Here is an 18716-nt window from a genome sequence, read left to right on the forward strand (position 1 = left end):
GTCGGCTCCTTCCTTCGGGACCATGCTGCCCCAGACGCGGTCGTTAGACTCGCTGGCATGTCTGGCCAGTCGCTTCTCGTTCCGGGGGAGCTCTCCCCCACCCGCTCCGTCCCGGGCTCGATCCGCCGCCCCGAGTACGTCGGGAAGCCCGCCCCCGCCCCGTACACGGGGCCCGAGGTGCAGGATTCCGACACGATCGAACGGATGCGGATCGCCGGCCGCATCGCCGCGCAGGCCATGGAGGAGGCCGCCAAGCACATCGCCCCGGGCGTCACCACCGACGAGCTCGACCGGGTCGCGCACGAGTTCCTGTGCGACCACGGCGCCTATCCGTCGACCCTGGGCTACCGGGGCTTCCCCAAGTCGCTGTGCGCCTCGGTCAACGAGGTCATCTGCCACGGCATCCCGGACTCCACGGTGCTGCGCGACGGCGACATCGTGAACCTGGACGTCACGGCGTACATCGGCGGCGTCCACGGCGACAACAACGCCACCTATCTCTGCGGTGACGTCGACGAGGAGTCGCGGCTGCTCGTGGAGCGCACCCGGGAGTCGCTGAACCGCGCGATCAAGGCGGTGAAGCCGGGCCGGCAGATCAACATCATCGGCCGGGTCATCGAGTCGTACGCCAAGCGCTTCGGCTACGGCGTGGTGCGGGACTTCACCGGCCACGGCATCAGCACGGCGTTCCACTCCGGCCTGATCGTGCCGCACTACGACTCGCCCCACCACACCACCGTCATCCAGCCCGGCATGACCTTCACGATCGAGCCGATGCTCACCCTCGGCACCCACGAGTACGACATGTGGGACGACGGCTGGACCGTGGTGACCAAGGACCGCAAGCGGACGGCGCAGTTCGAGCACACCCTCGTGGTGACCGAGGACGGGGCGGAGATCCTTACGTTGCCCTGACCCCCCCATGGGGTACACCTCTTTACCGACAGGCCGTCGGGAACCGGTTGACTTAGGTAAGCCTTACTTGGCACGATCGGGTCAGCTGGTTCCCGCCCCATCGGTCCCGGAGGCATGCCTTGGACACGTCTTTCTCCACCCTGATCCGCACGGCCTCGCACGAGCAGCACACCGAGGCGGAGACCTCGACCTTCATGGGCGACCTGCTCGGCGGACGGCTCGGCGTGGACGCCTACGCCCGCTACACGGAGCAGCTGTGGTTCGTGTACCGGGCCCTGGAGGAGGGCGCGGAGGCGCTGCGCGAGGACCCGGTCGCCGGGCCGTTCGTCCAGCCCGAGCTGTTCCGCACGGCCGCCCTGGAGGCGGACCTCGCCCATCTGCGCGGCCCGGAGTGGCGCGCCGGGCTCTCCGCCCTGCCGGCCACCGAGGCGTACGCGGCGCGGGTCGCCGAGTGCGCCCGCGACTGGCCCGCCGGCTACGTCGCCCACCACTACACGCGCTACCTGGGCGACCTGTCGGGCGGTCAGATCATCCGCGACAAGGCCGAGCGGACCTGGGGCTTCGACCGCAAGGGCGACGGGGTGCGGTTCTACGTCTTCGACGCGATCGGCAACCCGGCCGCGTTCAAGCGGGCCTACCGCGAACTCCTCGACGGGGTGAACGCGGACGACCTGGAGAAGCAGCGGATCGTCGACGAGTGCAAGCGGGCCTTCGCCTTCAACACGGCGGTCTTCCGCGAGCTGGGCGGCGAGTTCCCGCTCAGCGCGTAGGCGCTTCTAGCGCGTCAGCGCTCTCTCCAGGCGGACCCGTCCGCCCAGCTCCACGATCCCGTCGGGGCCGGGGGCGGTCAGCAGCTGCGACCCCCGGCCCTGCGTGATGTTCAGGGCGCGGCCGAGGCGTTCGGTGAGCAGCAGGGCCGCCGCGCCGGTGGCCTCGTCCTCGTCGATGCCGTCGCCCCGGCCGGGGAAGGCGCGCGCCCGGATCCGCCCGGCGGCCTCCTCCTCCCACGCCCAGGCGTAGACCCACTCGCCGGGCGGGGGGACCTCCAGGGCGTCGACCTCGGCGGCGGAGGCGTACTGCCGCAGGGTGCGCGGCGGGGCCCACTCGGCGCGGGCCTCGATCCAGGTGAACTCGCCGTCGCCGCGCACCCACACCTCGCCGGCGGGCGGGCGGATCACCTCCAGGTCGAGCAGCCAGGCGGCGCCGACGAGCGGGTGCCCGGCGAAGGGCAGCCGCAGCCCCGGGGTGTAGATGTCGACGAGGCCGCGCTCGGGGTCGTCGACGAACACGGTCTCGCTGAAGCCGAGTTCCTTGGCCAGCGCCTGCCGGGACGCCTCGTCGGGGTGGGTGCGCCCGTCGCGCACGACTCCGAGGGCGTTGCCGTGGCGGCCGTCGCCCGCGCAGAAGACCCGCAGGACGTCGATCTCAGTGCCGGTCACCCCAGTCGTGTTCATGGCGGAATTGAACCATCCAGGAGCGGACGGCAGGGCCGCACCTCGCTTTCCGGGTGCGGCCCTGCCTGGTGGGGTGGCGGTGCGGGGGCCGGCCCTCGGAGCCGCCGGCGGTCCCTCAGGTCACGGTGTGGGCGCTGTATCCGGTCCCGGCGCTCGCGCCCTTCCCCGCCCCGATAGGGTCGGGTCCGTCCGTGCGCGTGGAGAAGCAGAAGGCGACCGATGAGAAGGCTGAGGCTGGAGCGGCAGACCCGGCGGTCCGAGGGACGGCGTCCCGGCGGGACCTTGGCCGCGGTCGCCGCGGCGACCGTCGTGGCGCTGACGGCGAGCGGCTGCGTGACCGTCCACGGCGAGACGGCGGTCGTGCCGGGCGCGACCCCGGAGGAGGCGTCGGCGGCGCTGACCGGTTTCGTCACCGCGTTCAACCGGGCCGACAAGGCCAACGACCCGGCGCTCGACGCCGAGCGGGTGACCGGCCCGCTGGGGGCGATCAACCAGGCCGGCCTGAAGGCGAAGTCGGTGACCTCGCCGGAGGGCAATCCGGACCACGAGCCGCTGGAGCTGCGCGACGCCCGCTTCCTGGTGCCCCGGAAGGCGGGCTGGCCGCGCTGGTTCGTCGCGGACACCGACGCCAACCGGGACGACGGCACGGCCCGGGCGGACAACCGCTGGCTGGTGGCCTTCGTCAAGGGCGGCCCCGACCAGCCGTGGAAGGCCGCCCACCTGGTGATCCTCGGCCGGGACCAGCTGCCCGAGTTCGCCGGGGCGGAGGGCGGCGCGGTGCCGGTCGCCGCCGGTTCGGACGCGCTCGCGGTCGCCCCCGACGAGCTGAGCGAGCGGTACGCCGCGTACCTCCAGGACGGCGGGGCGGGCCCGTTCGCCGCCGGACCGCACACCAGCGCGCTGCGCGAGCGGCGGGCCCGTACCGCCCAGCGGCCCGGCCTGGCCACCCAGTGGATCGACCGCGCCGCCGAGGGCGGCGACTTCGCGCCGCTGGCGCTGGGGACGAAGGACGGCGGGGCGCTGGTCTTCTTCGCGAGCCGCCACTTCGAGCGGCAGACGACCGCCAAGGGCTACCGGCCGAAGGTGGGCCCGGAGCTGAAGGCCCTGATGAAGGGCGAGGTCGTGAACACGGTGACCAAGGAGTGGGTGTCGAGCCAGGCCGTCCTGGTGAAGCCGGCCGGCACGGACCGCGACGCGGTCGCGTTCGCGGGCCGCCTCCAGGGCGTGGTGGCGGTCGAGGGCTCCTAGCCCGTACGACTCCCGCCGGTGCGACTCCTGCCCGTGCGGCGTCCGGTCTCCGTGCGCCTTCCGGCCGGCCCGGCTTTTGCCGGTACGCCTCCCGGCCGGTACGGCTCCGAGGGCGCGGGGCCGGCCTCCGGCGGGGTTCAGCGGGTGAGGGGCCAGGCGACGCCGTGGGCGGCGTGCTCGTCGTCGCCGTCGAGCTCGGCGGCGTGCCGGGCGCAGGCGTCGGTGAGCGCCTCCAGGAGGTTCAGCGGGTCGGGCAGGGCGTGCTCGGGACCGCGGACCCAGCCGACGACCGGGTGGGCGTCCTCGTCGCCGGGGAGCCGGGCGGGCGGGACGAGGACGTAGCTGCCGCGGCAGTGCCAGCGCAGGCCGGGATGCTCGTCCATGGTCTCGGGATGGCAGTCGAGCTCGCAGGGCCACCACTCGTCCTCGTCCTCGGGGGTGCCCCGGGTGGCGGTGAAGAAGAGCATCCGCCCGCCGTCGCCGGTGCTGTCCGGGAACTCGGCGACGGGCCCGACCTCGACGCCCTCGGCGAGGAGCCGGTCGAGGGCGGCGCGGCCGGCGGCCAGCGGCACGTCGAGGACGTCGTGGACCATGCCGGTGGCGGTGACGAAGTTCGCCTCGGGCGCGTTCCGCACCCAGCGCTCGATCTGGGCGCGGTCGGTGGTCGACTGGGTCTGCCAGGCGAAGGAGAGCGGGTGCCGGGCGGGGGTGGGGCAGCCGATCCGCTCACAGGAACAGCTGTAGCCGACGGGGTGGGCGGCGGGGGCGAGGGGCAGCCCGGCGGCGGCGGTGGCCAGGAGCAGCGTCTCGCGGGTGTTCCCGTCGTCGGCCGCGGCGCGCCTGGGGCGCCTGCGCAGCCACTGTGCGAGTTTGCTCTCCGTGCCGCGGTAGCGGCCGATGCCGTCGCCCATCTATCCCCTCACAGCTCATGCTCGCCCGTTCGGCTCTGCCCATGGTCCCACCATCCTGCGCCCCGGGTGACCGGAGTGGGGAACCGGGGGTCGGTGACGACGCTCACGCCCGTCACGGACGGGGGGCGAGACCGCGCAGGGCGTGCTCGACGAGGGCGTCGGCGTAGGCGTGGGTGAGGGGGCCGGTGCGGTGGAGCCAGCGGTGGTGGAGGGGGCCGACGAGGAGCTCGGTGGCGAGCCGGGGATCGACGGAGGGGTCGGCCTGGCCGGCCGCCTGGGCGGCCTCGACGCGGCGGGCGAAGACCTGGAGCTGGGGTTCGAGCAGGGCCTCGGTGAAGCGGGCGCCGAGCTCGGGGTCGATGGAGCCCTCGGCGGCGAGCGCCCGGGTGGGGGCGTCGTAGCGGGGGTCGTTGAGTTCGTCGACGGTGGCGCGCAGGACGAACCGGAGGTCGGCGGCGAGGTCCCCGGTGTCGGGGAGCTCGGTCTCGCCGGGGCGGGCGCCGGCGGCCTCGGCGGCGCGGGCGGCGAGGTCGAGGAAGGCGTCGAGGAGGACGGCGGCCTTGGAGGGCCACCAGCGGTAGATGGTCTGCTTGCCGACGCCGGCGCGGGCGGCGATGCCCTCCACGGTGGTCTTCGCGTAGCCGGTCTCGGAGACGAGGGCGAGGGCGGCGTCGAAGATGGCGCGGCGGGACCGCTCGCTGCGGCGGGAGGCGTCGGGGGCCTTGGACTCGGGCATGGCCGCAACCTACCACCGGACGAGACGACGCGTCTCGTCCGGGTGTTCGGGGGGCGAACCACCCGAACGGTCCACTGCGCGCGGGGCCCCGAGGCCGCACCATGGCTCCACCGAAGTGCGGCCCACCCGGCCGCCGCCGTCCGTGAGGAGGCCCGATTGCGCCCCACTCCGCGCGAGTCCTCGCCCCGCCGCTACCTGATGTGCCCACCCGCGCACTTCACGGTGTCGTACTCCATCAACCCGTGGATGGACCCGGCGAAACCCGTCGACCTCCCGCTCGCCCTCGCCCAGTGGGAGGACCTGCGCGACCGCTACCGGGCCCTCGGGCACACGGTCGAGCTCCTCGACCCCCGCCCGGAGCTGCCGGACATGGTCTTCGCGGCGAACGGCGCGACCGTCGTCGGCGGCCGGGTCCTCGGCGCCCGGTTCGCGTACCCCGAGCGGACCGCCGAGGCGGAGGCGCACCTCGACTGGTTCCGCCGGCACGGCTGGGCGGAGGAGGACCTGCGGGTCCCGGAGCACGTCAACGAGGGCGAGGGCGACTTCGCCGTGACCGCCTCCTGGATCCTGGCGGGCACCGGCTTCCGCTCCAGCCCGCTCTCCCACGGCGAGGCCCAGGAGTTCTTCGGCCGGCCGGTGATCGGCCTGGAGCTGGTGGACCCGCGCTACTACCACCTGGACACGGCGCTGTGCGTCCTCGACGAGGCGCGCGACGAGGTCATGTACTTCCCCGGGGCCTTCTCCCCCGGCAGCCGCGCCGTCCTCGCCCGCCTCTTCCCCGACGCCCTGCTGGCCACCGCCGAGGACGCGGCGGCCCTCGGCCTCAACGCGGTCAGCGACGGCCGCCACGTCCTGCTCCCGCAGACGGCGACCGGCCTCTTCGCCCCGCTCCGCGAGCGCGGCTTCGAGCCGATCGGCATGGACCTCGGCGAACTCCTCAAGGGCGGCGGCAGCGTGAAGTGCTGCACCCAGGAGCTGCGGGTCTAGCTCCCGTCGTCCTCCAGGGGCCAGGGGTCGCCCCACTCGGCGTCGCGGGCCTGCTTGTAGAGGGGCCCGTGGCGCTTGGTGACGGTCTCGCGGGCGAGGCCGTCGGGGCCGCAGAGGTCGAGGAGGACGAGCCCCTTGCGGATCTGCGGCCTGCGGGTGACGCGGGCGGGCGCGGGGGTCACCGGGAACCTGGTGGCGGCGACGTACGCGTACTTCTCGTCCTCGTACGGCAGCGAGCCGCCCTTCACCCGCCGGTGCAGCGAGGAGCGGCTGACCCGGGCCGAGAAGTGGCACCAGTCGGTGCCGGGCTCGATCGGGCAGGCGCCGCTGTGCGGGCAGGGCGCGGCGACGGTGAGTCCGGCGCCGACCAGGACGGAGCGGGCGGCGATGATCCGCTCGTAGCCGTCCGGGGTGCCGGGCTCGACGATCACGACGGCGCCGCGCGCGGCGCGGGCCGCCTCGGCGACGAGCGCGGTCCGGTCGGTCGCGGTCAGTTCCTTGAGCACGTACGAGACGGTGACGAGGTCGGTCTCGTCGAGGCGCAGCTCGGTGCCGATCCGCTCGCGCCGCCACTCGGCGTCGAGGGCGCCGGCGGCCAGTTCGCGCCCGAGGGCGAGCGCGGGCTCGGCCCAGTCGAGGACGGTGGTGCGCGGCGGGGCGCCGTCCCACAGGTCGGCGACCGCCCAGCTCGCGGCGCCCGTCCCGCCGCCGACGTCGGTGTGGCTGCCGGGCGTCCACTCCGGGGCGGCGGCCCGCAGCGCGGCGAGGGCGCCGCGGGCGGCCTCGAAGGTGGCGGGCATGCGGTAGGCGGCGTACGCGGCCACGTCGGACCGGTCGCGCAGCACGGGCGCGTCGGTCGGGGTCGTCCCCCGGTAGTGCGTGATCAGCCGCTCGACGGCCTTCGCGGCCTGGGTGGGGGGGAGGCCGTCGAGGAGTCCTGCGAGGGCGGTGCGCAGCGACTCGCCGCGAACGGGGGGAAAACTCACCCCTCCAGTCTAGGCGCCCCCTCGCCCCCCACCCCGCCGTGGCCGCGCCGCCGTTCCGTTGTGGGCAATCGTTCCGCTGGGGCTGGGGGTCCCCCCTGGACGAAGTCCTTGGGGGAGGGTGGGCACAACGGAACGGCACCCTTGCGGGTGCCTCCGCACATGCGCCTGAACCCGCACCCGTACGGCGCCGTACACCGGGTGCGGGCCCAGGCCCGGAAAGCCTAGGCCCGGCACGGGGCGCCGTCCCTGTGCCCACCCTCCCCCAAGGACTTCGTCCAGGGGGGACCCCCAGCCCAGCGGGACGATTGCCCACAGGGACGGGGGCGCGGCCCACAGCGACGGCGGGCGCGGGCCGCATCGGGGACAGGGGGGGGTCAGGGGGTGGGGGGGCGGTGGGGGCGGCAGAGGAGGAGGAAGGAGGCCAGCGCGGCGACCGCGCAGGAGAGCTGGACGACGGCCATGGGGACGGCCGTCCGCTCCCCCGCGATCCCCACCAGCGGCGACGCGACCGCGCCGATGAGGAAGGACGAGGTCCCGAGCAGCGCCGACGCGGAGCCCGCCGCGTGCGGGGTCCGCATGAGCGCCTGCGCGTTGGTGTTCGGCATCGCGAGGCCCATCGCGGACATGAGGACGAACAGCCCCGCGGCCACGGGCACGAGGCCGACCTCGCCGAAGGCCCCGGCGGTCATCAGGAGCAGCGCCGTCGAGGCGAGCAGGATGACGGCGAGGCCGGCGCCGAGCGCCTTGTCGAGGCTGACCCGTCCGACGAGCAGCTTGCCGTTGATCTGGCCGACGGCGACGAGCCCGATCGAGTTGAGCCCGAAGAGGAGGCTGAAGGTCTGCGGGGAGGCGCCGTAGATCTCCTGGACGACGAACGGGGACGCCGAGATGTAGGCGAAGAGCGCCGCGAAGGCGAGGCCGCCGGTGAGCATGTAGCCGGTGAAGACGCGGTCGGCGAGCAGCCCGCGCATGGTCCGCAGCGCCGCCCCGACGCCGCCCTCCTGGCGCCGCTCCGGGGGCAGGGTCTCGTGGAGGAAGCGCCAGACGACGAGGGTGAGGAGGAGGCCGATGACGGCGAGGACGTGGAAGACGCCCCGCCAGTCGGTGATCCGCAGGATCTGTCCGCCGATGAGCGGCGCGATGATCGGCGCGACGCCGGAGATCAGCATCAGCGTGGAGAAGAAGCGGGCCATCTCGACGCCGTCGTAGAGGTCGCGGACGACGGCGCGGGCGATGACGATGCCGGCGGCGCCGGCGAGGCCCTGGAGGAGCCGGAAGGCGATGAGGAGTTCGGCGCCGGGCGCGAAGGCGCAGGCGGCGGTGGCGAGGACGTAGACGGCCATGCCGGCGAGGAGGGGCCGGCGGCGGCCCCACTTGTCGCTCATGGGGCCGACGGCGAGCTGGCCGAGGGCCATGCCGGCGAGGCAGGCGGTGAGGGTGAGCTGGACGGTGGCGGCGGGGGCGGCCAGCGAGCGGGTGACCTCCGGCAGGGCCGGCAGGTACATGTCCATGGACAGCGGGGGGAGGGCGGTGAGCCCGCCGAGCACGAGGGTGACGAGCAGTCCGGCCCGCCGGGCGGTGGAGGTGGGGACGGCCGGCGGGGTTCCGGTTATGTGTCCTCGTGTTGTTCTCTGGCCGCTCTCCGGCATCGACTGCTCCGTTTCGTTGAATCCTTGCCTATGCTCTCAGCTCGGCGGGGCGGATCGAGACCCTTGGGGTGGACGGACATGAACGACGTGGTGCGGTGGGGCGTGCTCGCGACCGGCGGGATAGCCGAACGGTTCGTGACGGATCTGGCGGGCGTGGAGGGCGCCGAGGCGGTGGCGGTGGCGTCCCGGACGGAGGCGTCGGCGCGCGCCTTCGCGGACCGGTTCGGGATCGGGCGGGCGTACGGGGGCTGGGACGGGCTCTTCGCCGACCCGGAGGTGGACGTGGTGTACGTGGCGACCCCGCACCACGCCCACCGGGAGGCCGCCGGCCGCGCCCTGGAGGCGGGCAAGGCGGTCCTGTGCGAGAAGGCCTTCACCCTGAACGCCCGGGAGGCGGAGGAGCTGGTCGCGCTCGCCCGGGACCGCGGCCTCTTCCTCATGGAGGCCATGTGGATGTACTGCAACCCGCTGATCCGGCGGCTGGTGGAGCTGGTCCGGGACGGGGCGGTCGGGGAGGTGCGGACCGTGCAGGCCGACTTCGGGCTCGCCGGCCCCTTCGACCCCGGCCACCGGCTGCGGGACCCGGCGGTCGGCGGCGGGGCCCTGCTCGACCTGGGCGTCTATCCGGTGTCGTTCGCGCAGCTGCTGCTCGGCGAGCCGGACTCCGTGCAGGCGCACGCCCGGCTCTCCCCGGAGGGCGTGGACCTGAACACGGGCATGCTGCTGGGGTGGGAGTCGGGCGCCTCGGCGCTGCTGTCCTGCTCGCTGGAGGCGGACACCCCGCTGACCGCGTCGGTGACGGGCACGGAGGGCCGGATCGACGTGCCGCGGGGCTTCTTCTTCCCGGAGCGGTTCACGCTGACCCGGTACGGGGCCGAGCCGGAGGAGTTCGCGAACGCGGACGACCCGCACTCGCTGCGGCACGAGGCCGCCGAGGTGACGCGCTGCCTGCGGGCCGGCGAGACGGAGTCGCCGCTCGTGCCGCTGGACGGCACGCTCGCGGTGATGCGGACGCTCGACGCGGTACGGGACCGCGTCGGCGTCCGCTATCCGCAGGAGGCGCTGCTCACGCGGGCGTGAGACCGGGGTCGCCCGCCTCCGTCACGAAGGAGGCGGCGGTGGTGACCGGGGCGCCCGGAGTCGTCACGTACGGGACCGTACGGAAGTCGGCGCGGGCGCGCTCCTCCCCGAGCGCGACGGTGACGTAGCCGCGCCGCCCGTTGAAGAACCTCAGGTGCGGGTTGGCCTGCGTCAGCCGGTCGTAGTTCGACGGGCGGTCGGTGCCGTCCTTGCCGCTGGCGATCGAGGTGGCGACGATCTCGGTGCCGACGGTGCGGGAGCCGGGATCGCGGAAGTCGGCCTTCAGGTCGAAGCCGTAGCCGACGTGCACGTCGCCGGTGAGCACCATCAGGTTCTCCACCCCGGCGGCCTCGGCGCCCGCGAGGATCCGGGCGCGGGAGGCCGGGTAACCGTCCCAGGAGTCCATGGAGACCTTGAAGTCGGCGGTGGGGCGGTCGCGGCGCTCGGCGAAGACGACCTGCTGGGGCAGGACGTTCCAGCGGGCGTCCGAGGAGCGCCAGCCGTCGAGGAGCCAGCGCTCCTGGGCGGCGCCGGTCATCGTGCGGGCCGGGTCCTCGGAGAGCGGGCCCGGGACCTGCCAGCCGTCGCCGTACGCCTGGTCGGAGCGGTACTGGCGGGTGTCGAGGATGTCGAACCGGGCGAGCCGGCCGAAGGTCAGCCGCCGGTACAGCCGCATGTCCGGGCCCTCGGGGAGCTGGGGCGCGCGCAGCGGCTGGTGCTCCCAGTAGGCGCGGTAGGCGGCGGCGCGGCGGAGCAGGAACTCCTCCGGCGGGACGGAGTTCTCGGGGGTGCCGCCCGCGTAGTTGTTCTCCGTCTCGTGGTCGTCCCAGGTGACGACGAAGGGGTGGGCGGCGTGCGCGGCCCTCAGGTCAGGGTCCGTCTTGTAGAGGCCGTAGCGGAGCCGGTAGTCCTCCAGGGTGATCGTCTCGCGGTTGAAGACGGCCGGGAGGGTGCGGTCGGTGTAGGCGCGGGCGCCGCCGGTGGCGTTGACGGCGTACTCGTACAGGTAGTCGCCGAGGTGGAACACGACGTCGAGGTCCTCGTCGGCGAGGTGGCGGTAGGCCGTGAAGTAGCCGTCGTGGTACGCCTGGCAGGAGACGGCGCCGAGCCGGAGCTCCGCCGGGCGGGCCCAGGGGGCGGGGGCGGTGCGGGTGCGGCCGGTGGGGCTGGTCCAGTCGCCCGCGCGGAAGCGGTAGAAGAACTCCCGGCCGGGCTCCAGGTGCTCGACCTCGACGTGCACGGTGTGGCTGAACTCCGGGTGCGCGGTGGCGCGTCCGCGCCGCACGGTGCGGGTGAAGCGCTCGTCGCGGGCGAGCTCCCAGTGGACGGGGACGCGGGCGGCGGGCAGCCCGCCGCCGGGCTCGAAGGGGCGCGGGGCGAGCCGGGTCCACAGGAGGACGGAGCCGGGCAGCGGGTCGCCGGAGGCGACGCCCAGGGTGAACGGGTCCTCGGTGATGCGGCGGCCGTCCAGCTCCGCCGCGGCGGCGGCGCCGGCGGCGGGCAGCTGGGTGGCGAAGGCGAGCGCGGCGGCGGCGCCGGCCGCGGTGAGGAACCGGCGGCGGCCGAAGTGCCGGGCGGCGGCGCGCAGTTCGTCGCTGTGCTGCTGTACGGGTGTCATGTGCCCCTCCCCTGACGGCTGGTGTCCGTCGGTATTCGAGGGGGCGGGGGCGACATCGCATTGTCGGGGACAGGTCATCCACGTGTCGGACGGATGAGTTCATGGGGCACGCGTCTGGCGTACGCTGCGCGGCCGGGGCGACACGAGGCTGGAAAGGCGGTGCGACATGGGCGTCGCGGTGGTGACGGGAGCGGGTTCGGGCATCGGCCGGAGCGTGGCACGGGCCCTCGCGGAGGCCGGCTGGTCGGTGGCCCTGGCGGGCCGGCGGCTCGCGCCCCTGGAGGAGACGGCGGCGGGCCTGCCCGCGGACCGGACGCTGTGCGTCCCGACGGACGTGACGTCACCGGGGGAGGTGACCGCCCTCTTCGACGCCGTACGGGACCGCTTCGGCCGCCTCGACCTGCTCTTCAACAACGCCGGTACGTTCGCGGGCGGCGGCACCCCGGTGGAGGAGCTGTCCTACGACACCTGGCGCGCGGTCGTCGACGTCAACCTGACGGGCGCGTTCCTGTGCGCCCAGGCCGCCTTCCGGGTCATGAAGGAGCAGGACCCGCGGGGCGGCCGGATCATCAACAACGGCTCGATCTCGGCCCACGTGCCGCGCCCGCACTCGATCGCGTACACGGCGACCAAGCACGCGATGACGGGCCTGACCAAGTCGCTGTCGCTGGACGGCCGCCCGTACCGGATCGCCTGCGGGCAGATCGACATCGGCAACGCGGCCACGGAGATGACGGCCCGCATGCGGACCGGCATCCTCCAGGCCAACGGCGAGCTCGCGGTGGAGCCGGTGATGGACGCGGCGGACGTGGCGGCGACCGTCGTCCACATGGCGGCCCTCCCGCTGGAGGCGAACGTCCAGTTCGCCACGGTGATGGCCACGGCCATGCCGTACATCGGCCGCGGCTGACGCGCCCGGGCCGCCGCCGGGGCGTCAGTCGGCGGCGGCCTGCCCGGTCTCGAAGCGGGTGACCTTCCCGCCCTCGACGGTGAACCGCCAGTCGGTCCGCATCGACCCCCAGGTGTCGTTGGTGTAGGTGGCGACGAGCGCGAGCCCGTCCTCCTCCTCGCTCTCCACCTCCATCCGCCCGTTCGAGGAGAACACCTCCCGCTCGGTCCACTCGTCCGGGTCCCGCTCCGACCCGTCGTCGGACATGGTCGCCCCGGGGGCGAGGGCGGCGTGGAAGGCGTCCCGGTCGTTGGCGTTCAGGGCGGTCACGAAGGCCCGCACGGCGGGCTCGGTGAGCTGGTCCACGGGAATCGTCATGCCCCACCCGTACCCGCCGCACCGCCCGCTCCCCCGCTCCGGCGCCCCCGGATGGGCCAGTCGGGCGAGCCCGCACCGGCAATCCGGCCGTTCGGCGGACGCCCCGGGCAGTATGCGAGGGAGCAAGCCCGCCTTCCCCGCTGGAGGAGCGATGTCCGAGCAGGACCGGATCGTCAGGCTGTACGCGAAGGGGGCCCCGGTCGGGGTCCAGGACGGGAGGCTGGTCGGCTTCCTGGTCGACGAGCACCGCACCGCCGAGTGGGCGGTCGGCGAGGCCGACGGCGGCTTCCGCCTCACCGTCAAGGGCACCGAGGACCGCGTCACCGCCCCGGGCACCGACCGCGCCCCCGCCCTGGTCCGCCCCGACGACTCCGCCGCCTCGGTCTGGCGCCTCCAGCGCGTCACCCCCGAGGGCCCGGCCACCGTCACCGGTCTCGCCGACCTCGCCACCGGCACCTACGTCATCTCCCAGAACGGCCTCGCCCTCGGCCGCGACCTCTTCGAGGACCCCTCCCCCGCCCCGAAGCCCATCGTCGTCCGCACCGACGACCGCGCACCCCACTGGAGGGTGGAGATCCTGGTCTGAGAAACCGGCCCGCCGCAGGAGGACGGCCCCCGCGCCCCTTCGGGAGCGCGGGGGCCGTCGGCGGGTTCCGGGCGGGCCTTCCGCTTCAGGCCCGGTGACCGTTCACCCCCGTCCTCCCCTTTCGAACATTTTTGCCCCTCTTTGCATCCCTCGTCTCCCGGCAGTGCGCCTATCCGAGGGATTGGCTGCCTTGTCCGGGGCGGCGGACCGTTCACATAGTTGCTGTCAGAGGTGACGACAGAACTTTCCAGTGGGGGAAACCGATGGCGCTCCGGGAGTCCGGCCGCGGAACGCGCGACATCCGCGCGGCGGCCGACACTGCCACGCTGAGGGCTTCGGCACGTGGCGCGGAGGAGTGTTCCGTCCGCGCGGACGTGATCCAGAACCTCATCCCCAGCCCCCTCCGCTAAGTCCCGCTCCGGCGCGGGCCGGAGGGCTTCGGCGCCCGTGTGAGGGCCGCCGGCCGGCGTCCGCGCCGCCGCCCCTCCGCCGAGCGCGCCGACGGCGTCCGCCCCTCTTCTCCCGGCCCGGCCCCGCCCGGCCGTGGAGCGCGCCGCCGTACCGACGCCTTTCCGCGGTCCGACCCGTCGGCCCGCGACGTCAGGATGCGTACGTCCACGCACGGCGCGGGCCGCTCGCGCCCCGGTGACGGCAGACCGAACCGCCGGACCGGCGCCCTCCTCCCTCTTCCCCTCCACCGCCCACACGGAGAACACTCGTGAAGAGCAGTACGTCAGCCGTAGCCATCGTCGGGGCCGGTCCTCGTGGACTCTCGGTCCTCGAACGCCTCATCGCCCAGGAGCGGAAGTCCCCGTCCGCGGGCCGCATCACGGTCCACGTCGTCGACCCGTATCCGCCGGGACCCGGCCGTGTGTGGCGCACCGACCAGTCCCGGGACCTGCTGATGAACACCGTGGCCTCCCAGGTCACCGTGTTCTCCGACGCCAGCGTGAATCTGGTGGGCCCGGTCGAGGACGGCCCCAGTCTCCACGAATGGGCCCTGGACGTGGCGGCCGGCACGGTCCCCGTCCCCGAGGACGCCCTCGCGGAGGCCCGCCGCCTCGGCCCGGACGCCTACCCCAGCCGCGCGTTCTACGGGCACTACCTGGACTGGGTGTTCCGGACGCTGGTCGCCCAGGCGCCCGGGCACCTGGAGATCCGGGTCCACCGGGAGACCGCGGTCGCGCTGGACGACGAGTCCGGTGCGCACGGCGGACCCCAGACGCTGCTGCTCGCCGGCGGCGCCCGGCTCTCGGGACTGGACGCGGTGGTGCTGGCGCAGGGCCACGTCCCGGTCCGGGTCACCACCCAGGAGCAGCGGCTCGGCGCCTTCGCCGCCGAACACGGCCTGGTGTACCTCGAACCGGCCAACCCCGCCGACACGGACCACTCCCGGATCGGCCCGGGCGAGCGCGTCGTGCTGCGCGGCCTCGGCCTCAACTTCTTCGATCACATGGCCCTGCTGACCGTCGGGCGGGGCGGCTCGTTCGAACGCGTCGACGGGCAGCTGGTCTACCGCCCGTCCGGGCGGGAGCCGCGCATCCTCGCCGGCTCCCGGCGCGGCGTCCCGTACCACGCCCGCGGCGAGAACGAGAAGGGCGCCTACGGCCGGTACCACCCGCGGCTGCTGACGGCGGAGAAGGCGGACGAACTGCGCGCACGCGCCGCCGAGGGCGAGTGGATCCGGTTCGGCACCCACCTGTGGCCCCTGATCGCCACGGAGGTGGAGAGCGTGTACTACGCCGCCCTGCTGGCCGACCGGGTCGACGCGGCCGGAGTGACGGCCTTCACCGACCGCTTCCTGCGGACCGCGGACTCGGCGGCGGCCAGGGACCGGCTGCTCGACGAGGCGGGCGTCGCTCCCGCCGAACGCTGGGACTGGGACCGGATCGCCGAGCCGTACCGGGACGAGGAGTTCGCCACCGCCGAGGACTTCCGCGCCTGGCTGCTGGCGTATCTGCGCCAGGACGTGGCCGCGGCCCGGGAGGGCAACGTCAGCGGTCCGCTCAAGGCGGCCCTCGACGTGCTGCGCGACCTGCGCAACGAGATCCGGCTCGCGGTCGACCACGGCGGACTGGAGGCGAACTCCCACCGGGACGAGCTGGAACACTGGTACACCCCGCTCAACGCCTTCCTGTCGATCGGCCCGCCCACGTCCAGGATCGAGGAGCTCGTCGCGCTCGTCGAGGCCGGCACCGTCGAGATCGTCGGCCCGGGCATGACCGTCGAAGCGGTCACGGACGGCGGCGCCGCCTTCGAGGTGCGCTCCCGCCGGACACCGGGGCCGCGGCACCGGGCCGGCGCGCTGATCGAGGCCCGGCTGCCCGAGCCGGACCTGCGCCGCACCGACGACCCGCTGATGCGCCACCTCCTGGCGACCGGGCAGTACGTGCCCTACCGGATCCCCGGCGAGTGCGGCAGCGAGTACGAGACCGGCGGCGTCTCGGTCTCGGGCCGGCCGTTCCACCCGCGCGACGCCGAGGGCCGCGCCCATCCGCGCCGCTTCGTGCACGGCGTGCCGACCGAATCGGTGCACTGGGTCACCGCGGCCGGCATCCGGCCGGGCGTCGGCTCGGTCACCGTGGAGGACTCCGACGCGATCGCCGCCGCCGTGCTGACCCTGCTGGCGGACGGCGTCCGCTCCGACACCGAGGCGGACGCGGCATGAGCGACCACGACATCGACGCGGGACTGCTCTCCCCGGTACGGGCCGGCACCCCGGTGGAAGCGGCCACCGGGGACCGGGCGTGGCTGCAGGCGATGCTCGACGCCGAAGCGGCCCTGGCCAGGGCCCAGGCCCGGCTGGGCACGCTGCCCGCCTCCGCCGCCGCGGCGATCAGCGCCGCCGCGCGCGCCGAGCGGCTGGACGTCCGGGCCCTGGCCCTGGCCGCCCGGGAGACCGCCAACCCGGTGGTCGGCCTGGTGCAGGCGTTCACGGCCGTGGTCGCCGCCGACGACCCGGCGGCCGCCGAGTACGTCCACCGCGGCTCCACCAGCCAGGACATCCTCGACACGGGGAGCATGCTCGTCGCCGCCCGGGCGCTGCGGCTGCTCCTCGCCGACCTGCGCCGCACGGCCGATGCCCTGGCCGGCCTCGCCCGGGAGCACCGCGACACCCCGATGGCCGGCCGCACCCTCACCCTGCACGCCGTGCCCACCACCTTCGGCCTCAAGGCGGCGGGCTGGCACCGGCTGGTGCTGGAGTCCGCCGAGCGGCTGGAGCGGGTCCTGGCCCACGGGCTGCCGGTGGCGCTCGGCGGCGCCGCCGGCACGCTGGCCGGATACCTGGAGTACGCGAAGGTCGACGGCGGCGTCCCCGACGACGGGCTCGGGGACTACCTCGACCGGCTCACCGATGCCTACGCGGAGGAGACCGGGCTGGCCCGGCCCGTCCTCCCGTGGCACGCGCTGCGCACCCCGATCGCCGACCTGGCCGCCGCGCTGGCCCACACCGCGGCGGCGCTCGGGAAACTCGCCGTGGACGTGCAGGTCCTGGCGCGCACCGAGGTGGCGGAGGCCTGTGAGCCCGCGCCGGCCGGTCGCGGGGCGTCGTCCGCCATGCCGCACAAGCGCAACCCCGTGCTCGCGACGCTGATCCGCTCCGCCGCGCTGCAGGTCCCCGTGCTGGCGGCCGGCCTGACCCAGTGCCTGACCACCGAGGACGAGCGGTCCGGGGGCGCCTGGCACGCCGAGTGGTCGCTCCTGCGCGAGTGCCTCCGGCTGGCGGGCGGCGCCGCCCACACCGCGGTGGAACTGGCCGAGGGGCTGACCGTCCGGCCGGAACGCATGCGCGCCAACCTCGACATGACGGGCAGTCAGGTCGTCACGGAGCGGATCGCCGCCGTCCTCGCGCCGCGGATCGGCAAGGCGACCGCCCGCCGGTGTCTCACCCGGGCCTCCGTCCTGGCCGACGGCGAGGACCGTCCGCTGGCCGAGATCCTCTCCGAACTGCCCGAGCTGAAGGGGGTATTCGCCGACGGCGAACTCGCCCTCCTGCTGGAACCCGCCGGCTACACCGGGGCCGCGGGGCTGCTCGTCGACCGCGCCCTCGGAGTGCCTCCGCGCGGCGCCGGAGGTCCGCGGACCAGCCCGTCCGCACACGAGTGAGCGCCCCCGCCGGTCTCCCGGCCGCCCCTTCCGAGAAAGGCACGAACCCTGTGACCGACCACCCGCACGGCCCGCGGCCGCGGCCGGATCTGGACGCCCTGTCCGCCCACCGCCCCGGCAAGCCGGACTACGCCGGCTCCTTCGTCCTGTCCGCCAACGAGAACCCCTATCCGCCGCTGCCCGGCGTGCTGGAGACCGCGGTCGCCGCGGCGGGCGCCTTCAACCGCTACCCCGACATGGCCGTCGGCGAGCTCACCGCGGAGCTCGCGCGGCACTTCGGCGTCCCCGCCGAGCACATCGCCACCGGCCCCGGCTCGGTCGGCGTCGCCCAGTCCCTGGTGCTCGCCACGGCCGGCGAGGGCGACGAGGTCCTCTTCGCCTGGCGCTCCTTCGAGGCGTACCCGGTCATCACCCGGATCGCCGGTGCCACCCCCGTCTCCGTCCCGCTCACCGCCGACGGGGACCACGACCTCGACGCCATGCTCGCCGCGGTCACCGACCGCACCCGGGTGATCTTCGTCTGCAACCCCAACAACCCGACCGGCGCCGCCCTGCGCCGCGCCGAGCTGGTCCGCTTCCTGGACGCCGTCCCCGCGCGCGTCCTGGTCGTCCTGGACGAGGCGTACCGCGAGTTCGTCCGCGACGCCGACGTGCCCGACGGCGTCGCGCTGTACCGCGACCGCCCCAACGTCTGCGTGCTGCGCACCTTCTCCAAGGCGTACGGCCTGGCCGGGCTGCGGATCGGCTTCGCGATCGCGCACGAGCCGGTCGCCGCCGCGCTGCGCAAGACGGCCGTCCCGTTCGGCGTCAGCCAGCTCGCGCAGGACGCCGCCGTCGCCTCGCTGCGGGCCGAGGACGCGCTGCTGGAGCGGGTGGAGGTCCTGGTCGGCGAGCGCGCGCGGGTCACCGCCGCGCTGCGCGGGCAGGGCTGGACCGTCGCCGACTCCGAGGCCAACTTCGTCTGGCTGCGGCTCGGCGACCGGAGCCTCGACTTCGCCGCGGCATGCGCCGAGGCCGGCGTGGTGGTCCGCCCGTTCGCGGGCGAGGGCGTCCGCGTCTCGATCGGCGCGCCGCAGGGCAACGACGTCTTCCTGGCGACCGCCGAGGCGTTCCGCAAGCAGCTCTGACGGGGGCGCGGGCGGGGGCGGGCGGCACGGCCGCTCGTCCCCGCC

The 18716-nt window shown here is 74.7% G+C and carries 17 protein-coding genes; 10 read left to right on the forward strand and 7 right to left on the reverse strand.

Annotation, left to right across the window (positions count from 1 at the left end; genetic code table 11):
- Positions 1-57 precede the first annotated feature (57 nt).
- Both map and AB0E83_RS27370 read left to right on the forward strand, forming a co-directional pair.
- On the forward strand, positions 58-915 hold the full coding sequence (map, locus tag AB0E83_RS27365; RefSeq protein ID WP_362117281.1) for a type I methionyl aminopeptidase: 858 nt from the start codon (positions 58-60) through the stop codon (positions 913-915).
- A gap of 119 nt (positions 916-1034) precedes the next feature.
- A complete protein-coding gene (locus AB0E83_RS27370; RefSeq protein WP_362117283.1) occupies positions 1035-1685 on the forward strand; it encodes a biliverdin-producing heme oxygenase in 651 nt (216 codons plus the stop codon).
- Between the two features lie 6 nt (positions 1686-1691).
- Here AB0E83_RS27370 and AB0E83_RS27375 read toward each other — a convergent pair whose 3' ends face one another.
- Entirely contained in the window at positions 1692-2369 is a 678-nt protein-coding gene (locus AB0E83_RS27375; RefSeq protein WP_362117285.1) for a PhzF family phenazine biosynthesis protein, read from the reverse strand.
- A gap of 219 nt (positions 2370-2588) precedes the next feature.
- Between AB0E83_RS27375 and AB0E83_RS27380 the strand changes: the two genes are divergently transcribed.
- Positions 2589-3617, forward strand: a complete 1029-nt coding sequence (locus AB0E83_RS27380; RefSeq protein ID WP_362117288.1) for a hypothetical protein — start codon at positions 2589-2591, stop codon at positions 3615-3617.
- Positions 3618-3754: 137 nt separating this feature from the next.
- Here AB0E83_RS27380 and AB0E83_RS27385 read toward each other — a convergent pair whose 3' ends face one another.
- Both AB0E83_RS27385 and AB0E83_RS27390 read right to left on the reverse strand, forming a co-directional pair.
- A complete protein-coding gene (locus AB0E83_RS27385) occupies positions 3755-4528 on the reverse strand; it encodes a bifunctional DNA primase/polymerase (protein WP_362117291.1) in 774 nt (257 codons plus the stop codon).
- 112 nt (positions 4529-4640) lie between these two features.
- Positions 4641-5264: a TetR/AcrR family transcriptional regulator gene (locus AB0E83_RS27390; protein WP_362117294.1), complete on the reverse strand. Its 624-nt coding sequence runs from the start codon at positions 5262-5264 to the stop codon at positions 4641-4643.
- A gap of 156 nt (positions 5265-5420) precedes the next feature.
- On the opposite strand from AB0E83_RS27390, the gene ddaH reads away from it, so the two are divergent.
- Complete coding sequence (ddaH, locus tag AB0E83_RS27395; protein ID WP_362117297.1) at positions 5421-6251, forward strand: dimethylargininase; 831 nt, start codon at positions 5421-5423, stop codon at positions 6249-6251.
- On the opposite strand, the gene AB0E83_RS27400 is transcribed toward ddaH, so the two are convergent.
- Both AB0E83_RS27400 and AB0E83_RS27405 read right to left on the reverse strand, forming a co-directional pair.
- The gene (locus tag AB0E83_RS27400; RefSeq protein WP_362117300.1) at positions 6248-7237 is read right to left on the reverse strand and encodes a small ribosomal subunit Rsm22 family protein; all 990 of its coding nucleotides are present in this window, start codon (positions 7235-7237) and stop codon (positions 6248-6250) included. The genes ddaH and AB0E83_RS27400 overlap by 4 nt on opposite strands.
- Positions 7238-7611: 374 nt before the next feature.
- The gene (locus tag AB0E83_RS27405) at positions 7612-8886 is read right to left on the reverse strand and encodes a Bcr/CflA family multidrug efflux MFS transporter (RefSeq protein WP_362117303.1); all 1275 of its coding nucleotides are present in this window, start codon (positions 8884-8886) and stop codon (positions 7612-7614) included.
- 78 nt (positions 8887-8964) lie between these two features.
- Here AB0E83_RS27405 and AB0E83_RS27410 point away from each other — a divergent pair, with 78 nt between their 5' ends.
- Positions 8965-9966 (forward strand): Gfo/Idh/MocA family oxidoreductase, encoded by a 1002-nt coding sequence (locus AB0E83_RS27410; RefSeq protein WP_362117306.1) that lies wholly within the window; start codon positions 8965-8967, stop codon positions 9964-9966.
- Here AB0E83_RS27410 and AB0E83_RS27415 read toward each other — a convergent pair.
- Complete coding sequence (locus tag AB0E83_RS27415) at positions 9953-11584, reverse strand: alkaline phosphatase D family protein (protein ID WP_362117309.1); 1632 nt, start codon at positions 11582-11584, stop codon at positions 9953-9955. The genes AB0E83_RS27410 and AB0E83_RS27415 overlap by 14 nt on opposite strands.
- Positions 11585-11750: 166 nt before the next feature.
- Here AB0E83_RS27415 and AB0E83_RS27420 point away from each other — a divergent pair, with 166 nt between their 5' ends.
- A complete protein-coding gene (locus AB0E83_RS27420) occupies positions 11751-12494 on the forward strand; it encodes an SDR family oxidoreductase (RefSeq protein WP_362117312.1) in 744 nt (247 codons plus the stop codon).
- Between the two features lie 24 nt (positions 12495-12518).
- Here the strand turns inward: AB0E83_RS27420 and AB0E83_RS27425 are convergent, their stop codons facing one another.
- Positions 12519-12851 (reverse strand): nuclear transport factor 2 family protein, encoded by a 333-nt coding sequence (locus AB0E83_RS27425; RefSeq protein ID WP_362117315.1) that lies wholly within the window; start codon positions 12849-12851, stop codon positions 12519-12521.
- A gap of 151 nt (positions 12852-13002) precedes the next feature.
- Here AB0E83_RS27425 and AB0E83_RS27430 point away from each other — a divergent pair, with 151 nt between their 5' ends.
- The 4 genes from AB0E83_RS27430 (at position 13003) to hisC (ending at position 18671) form a co-directional block, all read left to right on the forward strand.
- Positions 13003-13437, forward strand: a complete 435-nt coding sequence (locus AB0E83_RS27430; RefSeq protein WP_362117318.1) for a hypothetical protein — start codon at positions 13003-13005, stop codon at positions 13435-13437.
- Positions 13438-14155: 718 nt separating this feature from the next.
- Positions 14156-16105, forward strand: coding sequence for an FAD/NAD(P)-binding protein (locus tag AB0E83_RS27435; protein ID WP_362117321.1), 1950 nt, complete (start codon positions 14156-14158; stop codon positions 16103-16105).
- Positions 16102-17544, forward strand: coding sequence for a 3-carboxy-cis,cis-muconate cycloisomerase (gene pcaB, locus AB0E83_RS27440; protein ID WP_362117324.1), 1443 nt, complete (start codon positions 16102-16104; stop codon positions 17542-17544). The genes AB0E83_RS27435 and pcaB overlap by 4 nt, the downstream gene beginning before the upstream one ends.
- Before the next feature lie 50 nt (positions 17545-17594).
- Positions 17595-18671, forward strand: coding sequence for a histidinol-phosphate transaminase (gene hisC / locus AB0E83_RS27445; protein ID WP_362117327.1), 1077 nt, complete (start codon positions 17595-17597; stop codon positions 18669-18671).
- Positions 18672-18716: the final 45 nt, after the last annotated feature.

Source organism: Streptomyces sp. NPDC035033 (assembly GCF_040636735.1).
GTDB lineage: Bacteria > Actinomycetota > Actinomycetes > Streptomycetales > Streptomycetaceae > Streptomyces.